18 protein-coding genes are annotated in these 19,066 nt (G+C 54.7%); 10 read left to right on the forward strand and 8 right to left on the reverse strand.

Going from position 1 to position 19,066, the window contains the following annotated elements; translation table 11 throughout:
* The first annotated feature begins 32 nt into the window (after positions 1-32).
* Genes ACF8PE_RS07320 through ACF8PE_RS07345 form a run of 6 tightly spaced genes read left to right on the forward strand, consistent with a single transcriptional unit; the run spans position 33 to position 4,660 of the window.
* Positions 33-455: a PTS sugar transporter subunit IIA gene (locus ACF8PE_RS07320; RefSeq protein WP_032617227.1), complete on the forward strand. Its 423-nt coding sequence runs from the start codon at positions 33-35 to the stop codon at positions 453-455.
* 15 nt (positions 456-470) lie between these two features.
* Positions 471-941: a PTS sugar transporter subunit IIB gene (locus ACF8PE_RS07325; protein ID WP_032617228.1), complete on the forward strand. Its 471-nt coding sequence runs from the start codon at positions 471-473 to the stop codon at positions 939-941.
* A 16-nt stretch (positions 942-957) separates the two neighbouring features.
* Entirely contained in the window at positions 958-1,737 is a 780-nt protein-coding gene (locus tag ACF8PE_RS07330; RefSeq protein WP_117385747.1) for a PTS mannose/fructose/sorbose/N-acetylgalactosamine transporter subunit IIC, read from the forward strand.
* Positions 1,715-2,563 carry a PTS system mannose/fructose/sorbose family transporter subunit IID gene (locus ACF8PE_RS07335; protein WP_032617230.1) on the forward strand — a complete coding sequence of 283 codons (849 nt, stop codon included), beginning with the start codon at positions 1,715-1,717 and terminating at the stop codon, positions 2,561-2,563. Before ACF8PE_RS07330 ends, ACF8PE_RS07335 begins: the two co-directional genes overlap by 23 nt.
* A 12-nt stretch (positions 2,564-2,575) precedes the next feature.
* Positions 2,576-3,637 carry an SIS domain-containing protein gene (locus ACF8PE_RS07340; RefSeq protein WP_392494723.1) on the forward strand — a complete coding sequence of 354 codons (1,062 nt, stop codon included), beginning with the start codon at positions 2,576-2,578 and terminating at the stop codon, positions 3,635-3,637.
* 12 nt (positions 3,638-3,649) lie between these two features.
* The gene (locus ACF8PE_RS07345; protein ID WP_392494724.1) at positions 3,650-4,660 is read left to right on the forward strand and encodes an SIS domain-containing protein; all 1,011 of its coding nucleotides are present in this window, start codon (positions 3,650-3,652) and stop codon (positions 4,658-4,660) included.
* Between the two features lie 78 nt (positions 4,661-4,738).
* Here the strand turns inward: ACF8PE_RS07345 and rimO are convergent, their stop codons facing one another.
* Entirely contained in the window at positions 4,739-6,064 is a 1,326-nt protein-coding gene (rimO, locus tag ACF8PE_RS07350) for a 30S ribosomal protein S12 methylthiotransferase RimO (protein ID WP_032617233.1), read from the reverse strand.
* A gap of 204 nt (positions 6,065-6,268) precedes the next feature.
* On the opposite strand from rimO, the gene ACF8PE_RS07355 reads away from it, so the two are divergent.
* Positions 6,269-6,868, forward strand: coding sequence for a hypothetical protein (locus ACF8PE_RS07355; protein ID WP_032617234.1), 600 nt, complete (start codon positions 6,269-6,271; stop codon positions 6,866-6,868).
* 42 nt (positions 6,869-6,910) lie between these two features.
* Here ACF8PE_RS07355 and ACF8PE_RS07360 read toward each other — a convergent pair whose 3' ends face one another.
* From ACF8PE_RS07360 to ACF8PE_RS07385, 6 genes are read right to left on the reverse strand one after another with little or no spacing between them, the layout of a single operon-like run.
* On the reverse strand, positions 6,911-7,696 hold the full coding sequence (locus ACF8PE_RS07360) for a DUF726 domain-containing protein (RefSeq protein WP_144838732.1): 786 nt from the start codon (positions 7,694-7,696) through the stop codon (positions 6,911-6,913).
* Positions 7,693-9,813 carry a dynamin family protein gene (locus ACF8PE_RS07365; protein ID WP_392494725.1) on the reverse strand — a complete coding sequence of 707 codons (2,121 nt, stop codon included), beginning with the start codon at positions 9,811-9,813 and terminating at the stop codon, positions 7,693-7,695. Before ACF8PE_RS07365 ends, ACF8PE_RS07360 begins: the two co-directional genes overlap by 4 nt.
* The gene (locus ACF8PE_RS07370; protein WP_032617236.1) at positions 9,810-10,787 is read right to left on the reverse strand and encodes a hypothetical protein; all 978 of its coding nucleotides are present in this window, start codon (positions 10,785-10,787) and stop codon (positions 9,810-9,812) included. Before ACF8PE_RS07370 ends, ACF8PE_RS07365 begins: the two co-directional genes overlap by 4 nt.
* On the reverse strand, positions 10,784-11,632 hold the full coding sequence (locus ACF8PE_RS07375; RefSeq protein WP_032617237.1) for a hypothetical protein: 849 nt from the start codon (positions 11,630-11,632) through the stop codon (positions 10,784-10,786). Before ACF8PE_RS07375 ends, ACF8PE_RS07370 begins: the two co-directional genes overlap by 4 nt.
* Positions 11,629-13,230: a dynamin family protein gene (locus ACF8PE_RS07380; RefSeq protein WP_392494726.1), complete on the reverse strand. Its 1,602-nt coding sequence runs from the start codon at positions 13,228-13,230 to the stop codon at positions 11,629-11,631. Before ACF8PE_RS07380 ends, ACF8PE_RS07375 begins: the two co-directional genes overlap by 4 nt.
* A complete protein-coding gene (locus ACF8PE_RS07385; protein WP_081921625.1) occupies positions 13,223-14,884 on the reverse strand; it encodes a dynamin family protein in 1,662 nt (553 codons plus the stop codon). Before ACF8PE_RS07385 ends, ACF8PE_RS07380 begins: the two co-directional genes overlap by 8 nt.
* A gap of 409 nt (positions 14,885-15,293) precedes the next feature.
* Between ACF8PE_RS07385 and bssR the strand changes: the two genes are divergently transcribed.
* Positions 15,294-15,677: a biofilm formation regulator BssR gene (gene bssR / locus ACF8PE_RS07390; protein WP_392494727.1), complete on the forward strand. Its 384-nt coding sequence runs from the start codon at positions 15,294-15,296 to the stop codon at positions 15,675-15,677.
* A gap of 104 nt (positions 15,678-15,781) precedes the next feature.
* Positions 15,782-16,900, forward strand: a complete 1,119-nt coding sequence (locus tag ACF8PE_RS07395; protein ID WP_032617242.1) for a PQQ-dependent sugar dehydrogenase — start codon at positions 15,782-15,784, stop codon at positions 16,898-16,900.
* 1 nt (position 16,901) lies between these two features.
* Here the strand turns inward: ACF8PE_RS07395 and ACF8PE_RS07400 are convergent, their stop codons facing one another.
* Entirely contained in the window at positions 16,902-17,528 is a 627-nt protein-coding gene (locus tag ACF8PE_RS07400; protein WP_032617244.1) for a glutathione S-transferase family protein, read from the reverse strand.
* 256 nt (positions 17,529-17,784) lie between these two features.
* Here ACF8PE_RS07400 and dacC point away from each other — a divergent pair, with 256 nt between their 5' ends.
* Positions 17,785-18,990 carry a serine-type D-Ala-D-Ala carboxypeptidase gene (gene dacC / locus ACF8PE_RS07405; RefSeq protein WP_032617245.1) on the forward strand — a complete coding sequence of 402 codons (1,206 nt, stop codon included), beginning with the start codon at positions 17,785-17,787 and terminating at the stop codon, positions 18,988-18,990.
* Positions 18,991-19,066 lie beyond the last annotated feature (76 nt).

Genomic DNA, 19,066 nt, shown 5'->3' on the forward strand with positions numbered 1-19,066 from the left:
AGCTGCACAGTGGAATGAGCTTCGAGGACAGGATGAAACGACATTACATATTTGCCAGCCATGGCACCTTAGCCCGCGGGGTACTCGACTCGGTCGAGTTGATCCTCGGCAAGCAGCAGGACATCCATACCCTCTGCGCTTATGTCGACGAGAACCAGGATGTTACCGGGCAGGTGGCTGAGCTACTTGCCAGCCTGCCGGAGCAGGATGAGGTGATTGTGATCACCGATATTTTTGCCGGGAGCGTCAATAACGAATTTATCCGCTATCTGCATCAGCCGAAATTTCATCTGATCGCTGGCCTGAATTTGCCGCTGGTCATCGGCTTGCTTATTTCTGCGGATGAACCGGATACCGAAAAATTAATCCATGAGGCGTTATTCAGCGCCCGGGAAAGTATTCAGTATTGCAACCACACCATTGCCAGTGCGGTACAGGCAGATAAAGACTTCTGAACGCGAGGAATAATAATGATTACGTTACTGCGTGTTGACCACCGCTTATTACACGGACAGGTGGCCTTTTCCTGGACGCAATATGTCGGGGCAGATTGCATTTTAATTGCCAACGACAGCGTGCCCAACGACGAACTGCGAAAAACAACTATCAAGCTGGCCAAGCCGCCTGCGGTCAAGCTGGTGATTAAAAATATTAACGACTCGATTGAGGCCATCAAAAGCGGCGTCACCGATAAATACCACCTGTTTATTGTGGTGGAGTCGGTAGAGGATGCCTGGCGATTAGCCTCCGCGGTGGACGGGATTAAGAGCATTAATCTCGGCGGCATTAAAGCGAAAGAAGGGGCAAGGAATATTTCAAAGGCCATTAATTTGCTGCCGGACGAAATTGAAAAACTCACTCAGCTGGTCGGCACTGGCATTGAGATCGAAATACGCCAGGTGCCTAACGATCGCAAACAGTTATTAGCGGAATCTCTGTAACTCCTGAGGACTCACTATGGTAGAGGCACTGTTACTCGGACTGGTGGCGTTTATCGCCCAGTCGGAATATGCCCTGGGCACCTCGCTGCTTTCCCGGCCCATTGTCACCGGATTATTAACCGGGCTGGTGTTAGGCGATGTACAGACGGGCGTGATTATGGGGGCGACGCTGGAACTGGCGTTTATCGGATCGTTTTCGGTGGGGGCGTCGATTCCGCCCGATGTGGTCACCGGCGGGGTGCTGGGGGTGGCGTTTGCCATCACCTCCGGGGCGGGAACCGAAACGGCGCTGCTGCTCGGCCTGCCGATTGCCACCCTGACCCTGGTGTTGAAAAACGTCTATCTCGGCATGTTTATCCCGATGCTTAGCCAGAAGGCCGACAGCTATGCCGAGCAGGCGGATACCCGCGGTATCGAGCGAATGCACCTTCTCGCCGGGTTTGGTCTGTCACTGATGCTGGCGGCAGTGGTCACCGTGTCGTTCCTGGTCGGGAGCAGCGCGGTGAAATCCTTACTGGATGCTATCCCGGAATTTATTAAACACGGGTTAAGCGTGGCGACGGGAATCATTCCGGCGCTGGGCTTTGCAATGCTGGCCCGGTTGCTGATCAACAAAAAAGTGGCCCCCTTTTTCTTCCTCGGCTTTGCGCTGATGGCGTACCTGAAAATACCCGTCACCGGTATCGCCATTCTGGGTGCCATTGTGGCGGTAGTGATGGTCAACACGACTGCGCATAACGCTCCCCGTACTACCACCGATCAAGGAGTCAGTGATGACGACGAAGATGATTTCTGAAGAGACCCTGCCTGAGACGCAGGATGAGAACGCGATCAATGCACGCGATCTGCGCCGGGTGTTCTGGCGGTCATTCCAGATGGAGTTTTCCTGGAACTATGAGCGGCAGATGAACCTCGCTTTTGTCTATGCCCTGATCCCGGTGCTGAAAAAGCTCTACCCGCAAAAAGCGGCGCTGGCGGCGGCGTTAAAACGCCACCTGGTGTTCTTTAACACCACGCCGCATATCGTCACGCTGCTGCTGGGCATCACCACCGCGATGGAGGAGAAAAACAGCCAGCAGCAGGAGATGGACGGCACGGCGATCGACAACGTGAAAGCGTCGCTGATGGGGCCGCTGGCCGGGCTGGGGGACTCCTTCTTCTGGGGCACGCTGCGCCTGATTGCCACCGGCATCGGCACGAGCCTGGCGCTGCAGGGCAACATCCTGGGGCCAATCCTGTTCCTGCTGGTGTTTAACGTGCCGCACATTCTGGTGCGCTGGCTCTTTACCCGCTGGGGTTACGTGCTCGGCACCGGGGTGCTTCATCGCGTTCAGAAGAGCGGGATGATGGAGAGCCTCACCTACGGCGCCTCGATTATCGGGCTGATGGTGGTGGGGGCAATGGCCGCCTCGATGATCAACATCACTATCCCCATCTCCTTCGGCGCGGGGGAGGCGAAAACCGAGGTCCAGGGGATTATCGACAACATCATGCCGTGCCTGTTGCCGCTCGTCAGCTTCGGCATTGTCTACTGGCTGCTGGGGCGCAAGGTCAAACCGCTCACCATTATCGGTGGCATGGCGCTGGTGGGGATTCTGGGTTCGTGGATTGGCCTGTTTTAAGCGGAGATGACAATGCAACCGACAATGATGACCTATATCGAAGAGCAGCCCGCGGCGCTTGAGGCGATCCTCGGGGCCTACCCGCAGCATCTGGCGTCCGTGGAAGCCTTTGCCCGCCAGCATCCGGTGCGCCGTCTGCTGGTGCTGGCGACCGGCTCCTCGCTGAATGCAGCGATGTGCGCGCGCTACTTCTTTGAACACCGCTTTGGCCTGCTGGTGGACATCAAAGAGCCGTACAACTTTGTGCACTATGAGGCCATCGACCCGCACACGGATATGGTGCTGGCCGTTTCCCAGAGCGGAAAAAGCGCCTCGACGCTGGCAGCAATGGAAAAAGTGCAGGCCGCCGGGCTGCCGGTGTTTGCCCTGACCTCGGATCCCGACAGCCCGATCGGTCGCCGCTGCGACCAGGTGCTGGACATCCATACCGGGATCGAGAAAGTGGGCTTCGTGACCCGCGGCTTTAGCGCCACGGTGCTGAATCTGCTGCTGGTCGCGCTGACGCTTGCCCGGGCGCAACAGCAGCTCGATGAGCATGAAACGCAGGACACCCTGGCGGCGCTGCACCAGCTTGCGGCGGCGATCCCCGACACGATTGCCCGCACGGAGGCATTCTTCGAGCGGCACCTTCAGGCCCTGCAATCCGGCACGCGCTTTATCGCCATCGGTGAAGGTGCCCTGACCGGCGTGGCGAAAGAATTTGAAACCAAGTTCACCGAAACGGTGCGGGTGCCGTCCGGTGGGTTTGAACTGGAGGCGTACATGCATGGCCCCTATCTGGAGGCCAACGCTGAACATGTGATGTTCTTTATTGAGGATGCGCCAAACCCACGCCTGCGGGCGCTAAGAGACTATATGGCTCCGGGGGTTAACCGGGCGTTCCTGATCACCCTGACGGATGAGGTGGAGGAGAATATCCTGGCGCTGAACTGCCGTCTGCCCCATCTGCTCTCGCCGCTGCTGTTGATTGTCCCTCTGCAAATTCTGGCCTGGCGTACCGCCTGCGCCAAAGGCATCGATCTCTCGGTGCGTATCTTCGACGACTTCGATCGGGTTTTAAAAAGTAAAATCTAAAGGAGAATAACTATGTTAGGTTTTAATCAGGACGAGTACCTGACCAGTGCTCGTGAGATTGTTGCTGCGCGTAAACAGGCGGAACAGGTCGCTGATGAGATTATTCAGCAGGGCTTCAGCACACTATTTTTCGCCTCGGTAGGGGGATCGTTAGCGCCGATGATGGCGATTAACGCCTTCGCCCGGGAAGTAACCGAGCTGCCGGTTTACCTTGAGCAGGCGGCAGAATTAATCCATGCCGGACATAAACGCTTAAATAAAGATTCCGTGGTGATTACCCTCTCGAAATCGGGTGATACTAAAGAGTCGGTGGCGATTGCCGAATGGTGTAAGGCGCAAGGGATCCGCGTGGTGGCGATCACCAAAAATAGCGACTCGCCGCTGGCGAACGCCGCCACCTGGCATATTCCGATGCGGCACAAAAACGGCGTGGAATATGAGTATATGCTGCTGTACTGGGTATTCTTCCGTCTGGTTCAGGGTAACGGGGAATTTGACGATTATGACCGCTTCGCCAGCCAGCTGGAGCTGTTACCTGAGAATCTCCTGAACGCCAAAAAGCAATTTGATCCGCAGGCCGATGCCATCGCGCAAAAATACCATAGCGCCGACTATATGATGTGGATTGGCGGCGCGGAGATGTGGGGCGAAGTCTATCTCTTCTCGATGTGTATTCTGGAGGAGATGCAGTGGAAGCGCACCAAATCGGTTTCATCTGCGGAGTTTTTCCACGGCACGCTGGAGCTGCTGGAAAAGGACGTCCCGCTGTTCCTGGTGAAAGGCGAGGGCAAATGCCGGGCGCTGGACGACCGCGTGGAGCGTTTCGCAGCGAAAATTACCGATAATCTGGTGGTGTTTGACCCGCGTGAGTACGCGCTGGCGGGGATTGATGATCAGTTCCGCTGGCTGCTGGCACCGTGCCTCATCTCAACCTTGCTGGTGGACCGTCTTGCTGCCCATTTCGAGCACTACACCGGCCACAGTCTGGATATTCGTCGCTACTACCGGCAATTCGAGTATTAATAGCAATAAAAAAAGGGGACTTTAGGTCCCCTTTTTTTCGGGCCTGATAAGCGCAGCGTCATCAGGCGTTAACCGGGATTAAACCCGGCTACCCCACAGGTCATACTCGTCGGCGTTTTCGACTTTCACACGCACGATATCACCCGGTTTCACCTTCGTTTCGCCGTTCAGGTAGACCGCGCCGTCGATTTCCGGGGCATCGGCCATGCTGCGGCCAATCGCGCCTTCTTCATCCACTTCGTCGATGATCACCAGAATTTCGCGGCCCACTTTTTCCTGCAGACGTTCAGCAGAGATCTGCTGTTGCAGCTGCATGAAGCGGTTCCAGCGCTCTTCTTTAACCTCTTCCGGCACCTGATCCGCCAGTTCGTTGGCGGTAGCGCCTTCTACCGGGCTGTACTTGAAGCAGCCCACGCGGTCCAGACGCGCCTCTTTCAGGAAGTCGAGCAGCATCTGGAAATCTTCTTCGGTTTCACCCGGGAAGCCGACGATGAAGGTGGAGCGCAGAGTCAGATCAGGGCAGATTTCACGCCACTGCTTGATGCGCGCCAGCTGGCGGTCAACGGAGCCTGGACGCTTCATCAGCTTCAGAATACGCGGGCTGGCGTGCTGCAGCGGGATATCCAGATAAGGCAGAATTTTGCCTTCCGCCATCAGCGGGATCACGTCGTCAACGTGCGGGTACGGGTAGACGTAGTGCAGACGTGTCCAGATGCCCAGCTTAGACAGCTGTTCGCACAGGCCGACCATGCTGGTTTTCACCGGCTCGCCGTTGTGGAAGCCGGAGCGGTGCTTCACGTCCACGCCGTAGGCCGAGGTGTCCTGGGAGATCACCAGCAGCTCTTTCACGCCCGCATCTGCCAGACGTTTGGCTTCGGCCAGCACTTCGCCAATCGGACGGCTCACCAGATCGCCACGCATGGACGGGATGATGCAGAAGGTGCAGCGGTGGTTGCAGCCTTCAGAAATTTTTAAGTACGCATAGTGACGCGGAGTCAGCTTCACGCCCTGTTCCGGCACCAGGCTCAGGAACGGGTTATGCTTTGGTTTTGGCACATAGTGATGCACATGTTCCAGCACCTGCTCGTAGCTGTGTGGACCGGTGATTTCCAGTACCTTCGGATGGACTTCGCGGATTTGATCGACTTTGGCGCCCAGACAACCGGTGACAATCACCTTGCCGTTTTCAGTGAGTGCTTCACCGATGGCTTCCAGAGACTCCTGCACGGCGCTATCGATAAAGCCGCAGGTGTTAACGATCACCATGTCGGCATTGTCGTAGCTCGGCACGACGTCATAGCCTTCAGTGCGAAGTTCGGTCAGGATACGTTCGGAATCCACCAGGTTTTTCGGACAGCCCAGCGAGACGAAGCCGATTTTCGGCTGGTGCGTAACATTGCTCATAGATTAAAAAGTAGTCAGTTAGGGAGTTATCAGGGCAGGGATTGTACAGATTTCCGCGCAGGATTTACAGGGGAGATAGAGGACCATCATTTTCTTTTCAGTATTTGTATTATCAAACCACAAAGTTTTGCTTAAAGTTCTTTTCATGTATGCCGATAATTTTTGAAATCATTGATGTTTTTCATTTTTCGTCAAGGGATAATTATGGCAGTTAACGGTGATATAAAAGTTCTTGAGGGCGCTTTAACCGAATTTTTTGCGCACAAAAACACGAAAGAAAAACTCTCCCATATCCTCGATAAAGAAGCCAATGACTGGGAAAAATGGCTTCAGATAGAATTCGAATTTTTCCTCGAGCATCATTTAGATTTTTCAGCGAAACGGGAGTTACGGGCAATTACAGACAAAAGGCACCAAAGTGGCCGACAGCATGTCATTGTGGATCTCATTTTCAGGAAAAAACGCACACGACTGGACAAGTTTATTTATGTTGAGTTCAAGCTTGCCAAACGAGCAACCGAACTTGTTGACAGCATAGCGACAGATTTGATTAAGAATTATGAAGTTGTGAACTCCCATTTCGCGAAAGCAAAACAAAAACGCCGGTCAATATGGGGTGTGGGTTTTTATCGCGATTTCTCACCACTGACGGTGAACCGGGCTGATGAAAGGTTAAACGGGCTGAAAGAGGATGGCTTTAGCTTCCGACATGACCCTGTCTATATCTGTAAATGCAGAGGCAGCAAGCACAAAGACGATTGCCACGCTATTGGGATGGTGATTGTGGGTGCCGGGGCAGACTAATCTTTTAAACTCTCGGGCTGGCCGGAAACGACCAGCCCGTCATTACATGATTCTTACCCTGACGGCATCGTTGTAGCGCGCTAAAATAAACTCACCGAACTCCTCATCATCGTGATACTCAGTGTGACCAATTGCGTTTTTATGATTGTGCACATTGGCTAATCCTGAGCACTCCAGCCCGATAGGGCGTTGGGAATAATTCAGTTCCCCCATCCGGTACACCCACTTAAGAATTTGATCGTTGGTACTGTAGACGTTGGTGTGCGCGATTGTTCTCGGTGACGCGATCGCTGTGATGCGGCGATCGTATTCATCACGGTTAAGCGCTCCGGCAAGTGATATGGAGGTCATGACATTATCATGGGTTAGATTGCGCATCGCCTCGGTAATCACTCGCACGCCAAGCGAATGGCCGATAAAGACTGCTTTATCATCATCGTACCAGACATCGTTTAAGAAACGCGCCAGAGCAACACCCGCCCGATTTGCCTCATTTGCTGCCGATTTCCATTCCATATAGGCACTGGCCAGCAGACCCATGCCTTTCAGGGTAAGGTTAGTGAAACTCAGCAGCGAACGGGCAGAGTTCAACGCCAGTTGTTTTGAGGCAAAATGTAATACAGAGGATGAACGCCATTTTACGTAATAAATGGGCGCATCGATTTTTGAAGCAATGTAGTTTTTCCAGTCATCGCTCCCCTGGGTTAAAAACCCTGGGGCGATAACAATGGGAATCCCGTCATGGTCCTCGTTAAGAATGTCTAGCTCAATCTTGCCCGGGCTCAGGTTAGCCAGTCCTGACAGGTCGCGCGTGTAAAAGTTTTTCATTTATTATCCCGGGATAACTGATCCAGCAGCGCGCGGTACGCAGCCGTCTCGCTCTCTTTACGCGCCAGGCCTTGCTCGATTTCGCTAAACTCCTGCTGCAGGCTTTGACTGAGCGTCTCCTGCAGACCGCTTTTCAGCGCTTCAAGCTGATCAAAAATGGATTTCGCACCCGCGTCTAACTGCTTCGCCAGCTTGTCGAACATTGCGCCCAGAGCCTTGTCCAGCGCCTGCTGCAGCTTCTGCTTATCTTCACTGCTTTTGATTTCGCCCTGGAAGGGGATCATCATCTGGGATTCATCCGCCTTCAGCACCAGTTCCGGCAGGTCCAGCGCGTAAATAGCGCTTTCCAGCGCCCCGCGAAACAGCGCAGGGTCGAACTGCTCGCTGTCGGTGTTCAGATGATGCACCAGTGCCTGACGAAGGGTACTTTTCAGCGCTGCCGGCTCGATCAACTGATTAAAATGCTGGCGGATCTGGCTGGCACAGGCCCGGCTGTACTGGCGGAGCTGTTCGATGGCATCCTGCGCGTTGAAGTACTGATACGCCACGGAGGTGGTGCCATATTCGGTACGGGTACTTCCCCAGCTCCAGGGTTTATACCAGGTCGAGTTACTCACCTGATAGGAGTACCGCTCCTGCTGGTAGCCGGTATGCGCCTGCAGCTGGCGGAAGCGGGCGATGTCATCGCTCAGCCTGCCGCTGACCCGCAGCGTCTCCGTTCGTGCCCGGTGCAACGTGTCGCCAATAATGGTACGCAGCTCGGCGGCAATCCCTTCCAGTCGTTTGCGGCACTCCGCCTGCTGCTGGCGTAAACTCTGCAAGTCCTGGGTTTCGAGGCTGGTAATACGGTCGGTAATGCGACCACGCAGGCGGGCGACAATCTCATTGAGCTGTCCCTCCGACTCGCGGGTAAAGCCTTCGCGTTGCTGCGCCAAAAGCGGGAGGCGATCCGCTCGCGCCTGCTGCCACTCCGCCTGCAGAGGGGCGAAGTTCGCGATACGCTCCCAGTCCTGCTGCGAAAAAGGCGCTGGCCAGCAATCTTCGGCCATCGCCTCCAGCCCACCAAAGGTGTGCAGCATGCTCTGACTCCACTTCGCCTGCGGCCAGTGGGCGAAACCCCAGGCAAAGGTGCTGGCAAATACCGGGCTGGCTAATCGCTCGAGGATCGCGGCGCGCGCCTCGTTGCCATTGTCACGCTGAAACGCGACCAGCTGTTGCGCTTTGTTTTGCGCGATACGCAGCAGGCGGGTCTGGATATTCTCTTCCGTTGCCGCCAGCGAATCACGATCGTAGCCATCGTCAAGGATCACCGAGTCATACTGTCCGGCGACCAGCACCAGCCGTTTCACCCCTTTGCCCGGCAACTGCTCCCCCAGCAGACGGATATCGGCATCATCAAGGAACTGGCTGCAGCGGGAGAGGAAAAAGACCACGTCACAGTTAGCCATATAGTCGCGCGTTTTTTGCGAGCGGCTCTGCACCGGATCGTTCATCCCCGGCGTGTCTACCACCTCAAAGCCCTTCAGGGCGTCGTCCGGCAGGGTAAGCACCGTGGATTTGACCAGCGCGGTAAACTGGCCGTCGTTGCCGGTGAACTGGTTCAACAACCCCTGCAGCTCGCTGATGTCGCTGGCGAGAACCACTTCAGTATGGTTTTCGAGACGCGCCACTTTTTGCCAGTGGGCGGCGAAATCAATTTGCTTCTCTGCCGACATGCCCAGCAGCTCTGTTGCGACTTTCTGACTGTCACTGCCGGAGGCCTGACGGGCCTGCTCTTCGATCTGTTGCCACTCCTGCTGGCTGTAATACTCCACCTGCAGGCTGTGCTGTTCGCCATAGCCAATCCGCGTCAGGTTGGCGGTTTTCGGCGTGGCGGCTTCGGGCAGGATTGGGCGTCCGTCAAACAGCAGGGTGTTCAGGAATGTGCTCTTACCGGCTTTGACCTGTCCCATAATACCGATATTGAGCGTCTGCTCTTCATGCTGCCAGCGGGTAAGCTTCTGTTTATAGTCCTGCGCCAGGGCTTTTAACGCCTCCAGTTCGGAGGTGAAAGCGTGTGGAGCGCTGGTGCAGGCAGCGAGGGCGTGTTCAATGCGCTGTTGGAGTGCGGTAGTCATTTAGGGCCCTTAATGAAGCAGCTGTCGGGGATGTTGTGCTCAACATTATTTTCTTTGAGGAAAACATAAACCTTTTCAGATATTTTCGTCAGATATGTTACCGAAACATTCAGTTTTTTGAGTTCTTTGAGCTGACAAATAGAGTCCGGGATTGATGATATTCTGCCATTAGCGCCTATAGTTATTTCGTGTAACTTCTTAGGTAAGACAGATGGATCAGGGAAAGCTTTAATGTTATTTGAGTCAAATTTAATCTGTTTCATGTTACTGAGTAATGACAAGCCAGCCGGGAATGCCGTAACAGAAGGTCTGGAGTAAAATATATCGAAGTTGATTGTTTTTTCTAAATCTTTTATTTCATAGGGAATAGAGCCAACTGTTACATAATTATCATTAGCCCACTTAACTAATTCAATGCGTAAAGATTCAGTATACTCATCAAGAAACTCACGCCAGACAGCAATATCATTTATACCTATTTTTAGTTCCGGCTGTGATTGTTTATCATCCGTGATACCCAGAACTTCACAGGTGATATAAACAATCGTAGTCATCTGCGCCTGACCAATAGCCAGCATTTGTCCTAGGGTTTCAAACAGAGTTACCTGCTGTTGCGACAGTGGACCGTTGACGCGGGAAAAGACCAGACAGTCCAGCATAAAGCAGTAGTTGCCTCCGGCATCACGCACTGCATTGATCGCCTCTGCCAGTCCATCCTGACCTAGTTTTATCGCCATCTGGCAAAATTCGGCCTGTTTCCCGAGCATGCCAATTGCAGGTAGCCACAATTGCAGCATCCGCTGTTGTTGTTCGCTAATCGGGCTGTGGCTCAGTAGTGCCATAAACAGCAGTGCGCAATACTGACGGCGGGTATTTTCATCTTCATCCAGCAGTGAATGTGAAGGATAAGGATTCTCTTTCAGACGCTGACGATCCAACTGCTGTAAAATCGATAATGTTGAAATTTCACTCATGATGCGTTCTCGGCAAAGTAACTGTTCCAGGCGTTAAACGCTGAGGGTAAAGCAATGAAGGAAAAAATTGCCTCGCCTTTTTTGCCGTACTCTTCGGTTTTACTTTTGTCCTCATTCATAACGATTTTTGTCACGAACCCACTTTGCGACAGTGTGACCGAGCGGCAAATACTGCGTTGACCAAACATATGCCAAGATGGGGTGAGGGGTAGTTGGTAATAAAAACTATACTTACCTCTTTTCAGGAATTGATTGAGCTGAGGGTTGGTACGGTAGAAATAATTCTTTTGCGACGTACTCTCGGAAAATTGCTTTGTCTCAACGTTGGCAATATATACCTGCTTCTCGATACTGGAGAAGAGCTTTGATGACGTTTTCATACCTAACAGTCGTGTACTCCAGAAATTAATCTGCAAAATTTGCTCTTCCGTCACCTCCGTTAATTTTGCCAGCCAGGAAAGTCTTTCCACATGACGAGGGGTGAGCGGCCCGGCAAGGCGCTGCAAGACGGCAAAATCAAAAAGTAACGCCAGCCCAGCCTGTTTAACACCGCGTACGCTCTGGACAACGTGAGTCAGTGCTACTGCATCCAGCTTTCCAGCTTGTTGGAGATAGTGCGGCAGCGGAAAGGCCGGGCCAATTGAAGGAAGCAGTAAAAGCAGCAGCCGCTGTTGAGCGTCGTTTAATGCCCCATTTTCTAACAGTAAGGCCGCTAACAGCGTCAAATAATCATCTTTAAATGCGGCATCTCCGGAGGCAATAAAATGGCTGTCCAGGGGTTCAAGTGAAACTCTCGCCGCAGAAACCAGCGTGTTCATGAGCTCGTGTAAATAATCCTGGTTCACTGTGTCTCTCCTTTGCGCAGTGTTTGCAACGATGCATAATGTGTTGTCTCTTTTCGCAGTAACTTGTCCAGCCCGGCCAACGGGCGATCATCCATCAGGGATTGCCACATTTCTCCGCCCTCAGGCCTGTCATGGCGTAACAGTCGCGCACTGTTTCCTAGAACCCGTCTTTCCATGAGCGGTTGCCACAGATCACCAGCACTCTGGTTATCCCGCCGCAGCAGCCGATCCAGATGTATCAGCGGTAAATTGCGGGTAAGAGGACGCCATAGTTCAGGATCGGGTTCATCGTAAAGCGCTACGCCGGCACTGGCTGCTAAAGATTGCAGCAAGGTCTGCAGATTGACCGGCGTGTATTGCAGCATGGAGAGGCTTTCTGGCTCTTCCAGCGGGATCGATAGACGGGCGCCAATCAGTTTCAGATGATTAAAGAATTGCTGCTGGATGGCGGTGAGTGCTTCGCACACCTCTTCCAGTTGCTGGAGATCATTTTTGCATTTACGTTGCAGACTCTGCAGATCGGACTGCACGCCGGACTCGTCGCTCAACGTCAGGATGCGGTTGAATCGGCTTAACTGCCTTTGCCCCTCCTGGCGCGCCTCATCCAGATAATTTTCATACGCCATAAACTGGCGCTTAAACTGCCCCGTAAAGCCCGGATCGCGCCACACCTGGTTCCACTCCGTCAGGTAGTCCGTCAGCGGGGTGATGGACCACGGTTGACGTGGGCGGGTAGAGAAAGGTAGTACGTCCAGCACGTCGATGCCGCGCTGGGCCAGCGTCTCGCGCACCAGGCTGACGATATTCCCCACCGCCTCTTCGGGGTGCTTATCGGCGCGGCTGATGATAATAAGTTTGGGGATCTGCTTGTCCAGCGAGGCCAGAAACGCAATGTCATCTTCGGTGATGGTGCCCTTATCTGCCGGCACCAGCCAGATAATGAATTGGGCGCTGTTGAGCTGGCTGCGCGCTACGCTGGCGTCGGTGCGGGCGCTGCCTTCCTCGTCGGCCTTGCTGTAGCCGGGGGTGTCCAGCAACGCCAGATTCTCCCAGCCGAAGCCGCTGTGCGCCACCACCACCGATTTCAGCATCCGGCTCACCTGGCTGCCGTAGCGCTCAAGCTCCTCATGGGTGAGAGTGCGAAACTGACTGTGGCTCAGGGTAATCAGACGGTTGAACAGATTGATAGCTTTGACGTCCGGCGTTTCCTGCTCTCCCTGCACCAGATAGGTCGGCAGTGAGGTAGTGGGATCCACTTCGGTGACCAGACATTTGCGGTCGCCCACCAGAGCGTTAATCAGGGAGGATTTTCCGGCGCTGAAGCTTCCGCCAAGCCCAACCACCACTTTGCCGGAGAGCGCCGGATATTCACAAAACTCACGGAACCGCACCATTTCATGGCGCAAGGCGCGCAGAATATCCGTGAACATGGGTGGACTGCCACGACGTGCCAAAGCGGGCAGATCCTGCTCGATCAGATCCTCCAGCGCCCGCAGCAGGGCTTCATCCTCTTTTGCCGCGCCGCCGGGACGGTCTTCACAGGCCTGGCAGAGCAGGGCGTAGCGGTCACGCAGCGTATTCTCGTCCAGATCAGCCATGATTGAACTCCTGTAAACGGGCCAGCATCTGCTTCAGAGCCGCGCTGTCCTGCTGCCAGGTTTGCTGGCGCTGCGCCTCGGCGACCTGCTCTTTCTGTAACTCGCGAGCCTTGAGATCCAGTGTCTGTTGTACTTTCGCCATCGCTTCATCCGCCGCGCGGGAAATGGACTGCATCACCTCATCAATGGTGTTGCTAAGACCGCGAGTGATGTCGGGTTCCGCGGTGGAACAGCAGGATGGGATCACGGTATTAATCACATGACGGCGAGCTTCTTCCTGCTGCTGACGCTGTATCAGTTCCCGGCTGCCGCGCTGGAATAAGCCCTCCAGCGCAGAGATAAGGATCGGCGCTACCACCTTGCCCAGCGGGATGCGGGTAATCAGGTTGATGGCCGCAGGCAGAATGTAAGAGAGAGTGCTTCTAATCAGATCCGCGCTCGACTCACTGGCTTTAAAGCCATATGCATAGTGCGTGTCCTGTATTGGCAACCCGTCCGGTAGCTGCAGGTGTCCCAGCTCCCTCTGGATCACAGGCTTGAGATAGCGCTCAATTCCCTGCGACCAGGACATACGCAGGGCATGACCAATGGTGCCGCTCACGTCTTCACCGTTGAGTAACGCCCGGGTGAGCGTCTCAAGCTGGCTGTTCAACCGGCTGGCGAAATCATCCAGGATGGCGCGTCGGGTAACGTCGCGCTGCTCGTGCAGCCGGGCGGTGACGTGCTGAAGGTCCGCCTGCATGCGTTGATACTGCTCAGACAGCAGCTCGCGCTCGCTTTCGATCTCACTCAGCGTCTGGTTACGACTTTGCGCCAGCTGGTCGATACGCGCCAGCAGATCCCGCACGCACTGCTGCACCGGCAGGCCGATTGCCCGGTGCCAGAAACGCTGCTGCAATGGCAGCAGTACCGGCAGCGCCGCGGCCCATTCGGTGGCATTTTTTCGCTGTGTACGGCACACGGCGAGCAGCGGTTTACCCGTCAGGGCCTCAATCTGCTGACGAACGTGCGCAACGACCGCTTCAACGTCCTCCGGGGTTTTCTTATCGCATTTGGTAATGATCAGCATCATGGGCTTGTCATGAGCCGCTAGCTCCTCAACGATCTTCCGCAGGCTCTCTTTCAGGACGCCCTCATCGACGCTGACCACTACCGCGTAGGCAGCGCTGCGATCGAGATAGTTATCAATCGCCAGTGAATGCTGCGCAATGCCGGATTCCCAGCCGGGCATGTCCACCAGCGTCATGCCGTCCAGCGCGGCGAGCGTGGTGCCGGGGAGGGTGATATCGACGACATTCTGCGGATCATGCTCGCCAAAGGCCTGCGCTTTTAACGCTTCGCGGCTTAACGACAGCAGGGTCCCGTTTTTGCGGCGCAGGGTAATCGACTCCTGCGGAGCAAAACGTATTTCAGTAGGCAGGCTGGTCTCGGGATCGATGGCGACTGACAGCAGGTTATCCTGCAACAGCGTGTTAATGAGTGTCGATTTACCGGCGCTAAAGGCGCCGATCAGCGGCAGACGCACGGAGTAGGTGCGTATATTTTCTTCAATCGTTTTTAGCTGTTCTGCGGAAAATTCGTATTGTTGCCAGTATGCGCGCAACGCGGGGAGTTGAGCGTCAATCAGGGCGGCTTCTGGCTGGGAGAGCATCATATCTTTCCTTTAATAATCAGCGTACATCATGTTATTAACGGCAGTTGCGCAGAAAAATTAAGGTTAATCGTATATTTATTGGGATCGTTGTTCCTGCCTTGGGTGGCAGCACACTCTACGCGACGTGACTGACACAGAATGTCACTGCAATAGCGAAGCGGGATAAACGCGGCATGATTTTTTGTCATTAAAGGAATGAATGAGATCAGTGAAGCTCGGAACGTGGAACTGGCCTATCTCTACCGGGCTTAAGGCAGATTTACTGCGCCCCCAGGCTGTTCTCTCCGCCTGCTGGTTTAACATTGTAAATTTTGTTAATCCGTCACGAATTATTGACCTGACGCATTAAACTGAGCAAAAAATAAACATAATCTGAAGGTGCAATTAAGCTGACAAGGGGGGAAAAAGCATGTCCGTTGACAGACTGAAACGCGATCTTCTTAACAAGATGATCAATGCCCGAATTGATCTCGCGGCCTATCTGCAGTTAAGGAAAGCGAAAGGGTATATGTCAGTCAGCGAAAGCGACCATCTGCGTGACAACTTCTTTGAACTTTGCACCTACATACGAGAAAAAGCGCCTGAGCTGAGAGCGCATTGCAATGCCGACGAGCAAGCGATGCTCTATCGCGCCGCCGGATCGCTCACCACCGCAGGCGTCTGTATGATGACCGGCAACCACGATTGTCCGACGTTCATCGCCGTCAACGCAGAGAAGCTGGAAAACTGTCTGAACGATCTCACTCTCTGCATCCAGTATCTGAAATCACAGACACCGCTGATTCAGAGCTGATCCCGGGGGAGGCAACTCCCCCTTCTGGTTAAGCTTTTGTAAAAGTATCAACGCCCCTGCGCTGAGTGGCTAGTCTTATGCCATACGTCGAAAAGGAGTGCGTTATGCGTCGATCCTCGCTTATTTCCCTGCCATTGTTGCTAATATCCGCCTCGCTGTTTGCCGCGCCTGCCGAAGTGAAGGTGGCGGTACTGCAAAATAAACTCGATCACCCTTGGGCGCTGGCGTTCCTGCCGCAAGATCAGGGCATGCTCATCACGCTGAAAGGCGGGCAGCTTAAACGCTGGCAGCCAGGCAAAGGCCTCTCCGATCCCATTGTCGGCGTACCTAAGGTCTGGGACAGCGGCCAGGGGGGATTACTTGACGTGGCGCTGGCACCCGATTTCGCGACGTCGCGCCGGGTCTGGCTGAGCTACGCCGAGGCGGGCGACGACGGGAAAGCGGGCACAGCGGTGGGGTATGGCCGTCTGAGCGACGATAACACCCGACTGGAGGCCTTCAGGGTGGTCTTCCGACAGCAGCCTAAACTCTCTACCGGCAATCACTTTGGCGGCAGACTGGTGTTCGACGGCAAAGGCTACCTGTTTATTGGGCTGGGCGAGAATAACCAGCGCCCTACGGCCCAGGATCTGGATAAGTTACAGGGCAAAGTGGTACGACTGACCGAAGACGGAGCAGTACCGGACGATAACCCCTTTGTGAAGACCAAAGAGGCGCGGCCGGAAATTTGGTCGTACGGTATCCGCAACCCGCAGGGGATGGCGATGAACCCGTGGAGCAACACCTTGTGGCTTAATGAGCACGGGCCGCGCGGGGGCGACGAAATTAATATCCCGGAAAGAGGCAAAAACTACGGCTGGCCGCTGGCGACGCATGGCATCAACTACAGCGGATTGCCCATCCCGGAAGCGAAAGGGGAAACGGTCGCAGGCACCGAGCCGCCGCTGTTTGTCTGGAAAAAGTCCCCGGCGCTCAGCGGGATGGCTTTCTATAACAGCGACGTCTTCCCGCAGTGGAAGAACAAACTCTTTATCGGTGCGCTGAAGGATAAAGATGTGATTGTGCTGAACGTCAGTGGCAATAGCGTCACCGAGGAGGGAAGGATCCTCGGCGACCGCAACCAGCGAGTGCGCGACGTGCGGGTCGGGCCGGATGGCTATCTGTACGTGTTGACCGATGAATCCGACGGGCAGCTGTTAAAAGTCAGCCCGTCCAGGGAGTAAATCAGGTAACCGGGATCATCACCACGCTGCGGTAGGCCGGACGTTCGCTCAGGTTCGCCAGCCAGCGTGCCAGATGCGGGCGCGGCGCCCACTCCAGGCCCACGTTGGTCAGATTCCAGACAAAGGGGGCGACGGCGATATCACCCACGCCAAACTCGTCGCCCGAGAACCACGGCTGTGCCGCCAGCGCCTCGTCCATCATGGCGAACAGCGATTCGCAGGTCGCTTTGGCAGCGTCGATGGCCGCATAATCGCGCCTGGCTTCCGGGGTTCTGACCAGCCCCATCAAAATCACCCGGTGGGCCGGGGAGAGCGTCTGGTTAGCCCAGTCCATCCACTTTTCGCCGACGGCACGCTTCGCAGGCGCATCGATCCACAGACGGTTCTGGCCGTATTGCGCAGCGAGATAACGCACAATGGCGTTGGACTCCCACAGCGTAAGGTCGGTTTCGTCATCCCGCAGCAGGGGCACCAGGCCGTTGGGGTTCATGGCCAGATACTCGGCTTCTTTATTTACCCCGTGTTCCAGTCCCGCCATGATCTGCTTAAAGGGTAAATCCAGCTCTTCCAGCGTCCAGATGACCTTTTTAACGTTGGTTGAATTGTTCCTGCCCCACAAAGTAATCATAACAACCCCTTATAATTAAAGCCGATATCAGGATGAGATCCGTGTTGATGACTTTACATGGTGAGATAAACCAAACCAATACGCAACAGACGCGAAAAAAATCGATGCGGTCAAAGCGTATCGGGTTGTTATTGCATAAACTTTAAAAACTTTACGAGGTTTTGGTTTTTTTTAAGGCGTTAGTACGTTATTACTCATCGCTTCTTTTGACACGGTGGTATGACGTGATTTTTGGAATGGAAACTCGGGTGGCATTATGATGCGAAAAACTTTTTCTTTACGCGGTCTGGTCGCAGGTTCTGCGCTACTGGTCCTTTTTGCACCTTCGCTGTACGCAGCGGAACAGGCGGCACCAGAAGCTCCGCCGGTTGATGCGCGCGCCTGGATACTGATGGACTATGCCAGCGGCAAAGTGCTGGCAGAAGGCAATGCGGATGAAAAACTCGACCCAGCCAGCCTGACCAAAATCATGACCAGCTACGTGGTGGGGCAGGCGCTGAAGGCCGGTAAAATCAAGCTCACCGACATGGTTACCATCGGCAAAGACGCCTGGGCGACCGGCAACCCGGCGTTGCGTGGCTCCTCGGTCATGTTCCTCAAACCGGGGGATCAGGTGGCGGTTTCCGATCTGAACAAAGGTGTAATCATTCAGTCTGGGAATGATGCCTGTATCGCGCTGGCCGATTATGTGGCGGGCAGTCAGGATTCTTTCATCGGTTTGATGAATGGTTATGCGCAAAAATTAGGCCTCACCAACACCACCTTTAAGACCGTTCACGGGCTGGATGCGCCGGGCCAGTTCAGTACCGCCCGCGATATGGCGCTGCTGGGTAAGGCCCTGATTCATGATGTGCCGGAAGAGTACGCCATCCATAAAGAGAAAGAGTTTACCTTCAATAAGATCCGCCAGCCGAACCGCAACCGTCTGCTGTGGAGCAGCAACGTCAATGTGGATGGGATGAAAACCGGTACTACCGCCGGGGCGGGGTATAATCTCGTGGCTTCGGCAACCCAGGGCGATATGCGTTTGATCTCGGTGGTGCTGGGCACCAAAACCGACCGTATCCGCTTTAACGAGTCAGAAAAACTGCTGACCTGGGGCTTCCGCTTCTTCGAAACCGTTACTCCTATTAAGCCGGATGCCACCTTTGTCAGCCAGCGCGTCTGGTTTGGTGACAAGAGCGAGGTCAAGCTCGGTGCCGGTGAAAGCGGCTCGGTCACCATTCCGCGCGGCCAGCTGAAAAATCTCAAGGCCAGCTACACCCTGACGGAAAAGCAACTCACCGCACCGCTGAAAAAAGGCCAGGTGGTCGGCTCTATCGACTTCCAGCTGAACGGCAAATCAATTGAGCAGCGTCCGCTGATCGTAATGGAAGCGGTGGAAGAGGGCGGGTTCTTTGGTCGGATGTGGGATTACGTGCTGATGAAGTTCCACGACTGGTTTGGCGGCTGGTTTAATTAAGTCAAAGCCGGGTGGCGGCTTCGCCTGACCCGGCCTACGAACGACCCGGCATGCCCACACAAGCGTAGCGCTGCCG

The sequence above is a fragment of the Leclercia sp. GLN_9 genome, from assembly GCF_043105735.1.
In the GTDB taxonomy this organism is placed as follows: Bacteria; Pseudomonadota; Gammaproteobacteria; order Enterobacterales; family Enterobacteriaceae; genus Enterobacter; species Enterobacter adecarboxylatus.

What these genes read in the sequence shown, in the direction of transcription:
- ACF8PE_RS07320 (WP_032617227.1), top strand. Translation starts at nt 33, where the DNA reads ATGAAACGACATTACATATTTGCCAGCCATGGCACCTTAGCCCGCGGG.
- ACF8PE_RS07325 (WP_032617228.1), top strand. Translation starts at nt 471, where the DNA reads ATGATTACGTTACTGCGTGTTGACCACCGCTTATTACACGGACAGGTG.
- ACF8PE_RS07330 (WP_117385747.1), top strand. Translation starts at nt 958, where the DNA reads ATGGTAGAGGCACTGTTACTCGGACTGGTGGCGTTTATCGCCCAGTCG.
- ACF8PE_RS07335 (WP_032617230.1), top strand. Translation starts at nt 1,715, where the DNA reads ATGACGACGAAGATGATTTCTGAAGAGACCCTGCCTGAGACGCAGGAT.
- ACF8PE_RS07340 (WP_392494723.1), top strand. Translation starts at nt 2,576, where the DNA reads ATGCAACCGACAATGATGACCTATATCGAAGAGCAGCCCGCGGCGCTT.
- ACF8PE_RS07345 (WP_392494724.1), top strand. Translation starts at nt 3,650, where the DNA reads ATGTTAGGTTTTAATCAGGACGAGTACCTGACCAGTGCTCGTGAGATT.
- rimO (WP_032617233.1), bottom strand. Translation starts at nt 6,064, where the DNA reads ATGAGCAATGTTACGCACCAGCCGAAAATCGGCTTCGTCTCGCTGGGC.
- ACF8PE_RS07355 (WP_032617234.1), top strand. Translation starts at nt 6,269, where the DNA reads ATGGCAGTTAACGGTGATATAAAAGTTCTTGAGGGCGCTTTAACCGAA.
- ACF8PE_RS07360 (WP_144838732.1), bottom strand. Translation starts at nt 7,696, where the DNA reads ATGAAAAACTTTTACACGCGCGACCTGTCAGGACTGGCTAACCTGAGC.
- ACF8PE_RS07365 (WP_392494725.1), bottom strand. Translation starts at nt 9,813, where the DNA reads ATGACTACCGCACTCCAACAGCGCATTGAACACGCCCTCGCTGCCTGC.
- ACF8PE_RS07370 (WP_032617236.1), bottom strand. Translation starts at nt 10,787, where the DNA reads ATGAGTGAAATTTCAACATTATCGATTTTACAGCAGTTGGATCGTCAG.
- ACF8PE_RS07380 (WP_392494726.1), bottom strand. Translation starts at nt 13,230, where the DNA reads ATGGCTGATCTGGACGAGAATACGCTGCGTGACCGCTACGCCCTGCTC.
- ACF8PE_RS07385 (WP_081921625.1), bottom strand. Translation starts at nt 14,884, where the DNA reads ATGATGCTCTCCCAGCCAGAAGCCGCCCTGATTGACGCTCAACTCCCC.
- bssR (WP_392494727.1), top strand. Translation starts at nt 15,294, where the DNA reads ATGTCCGTTGACAGACTGAAACGCGATCTTCTTAACAAGATGATCAAT.
- ACF8PE_RS07395 (WP_032617242.1), top strand. Translation starts at nt 15,782, where the DNA reads ATGCGTCGATCCTCGCTTATTTCCCTGCCATTGTTGCTAATATCCGCC.
- ACF8PE_RS07400 (WP_032617244.1), bottom strand. Translation starts at nt 17,528, where the DNA reads ATGATTACTTTGTGGGGCAGGAACAATTCAACCAACGTTAAAAAGGTC.
- dacC (WP_032617245.1), top strand. Translation starts at nt 17,785, where the DNA reads ATGATGCGAAAAACTTTTTCTTTACGCGGTCTGGTCGCAGGTTCTGCG.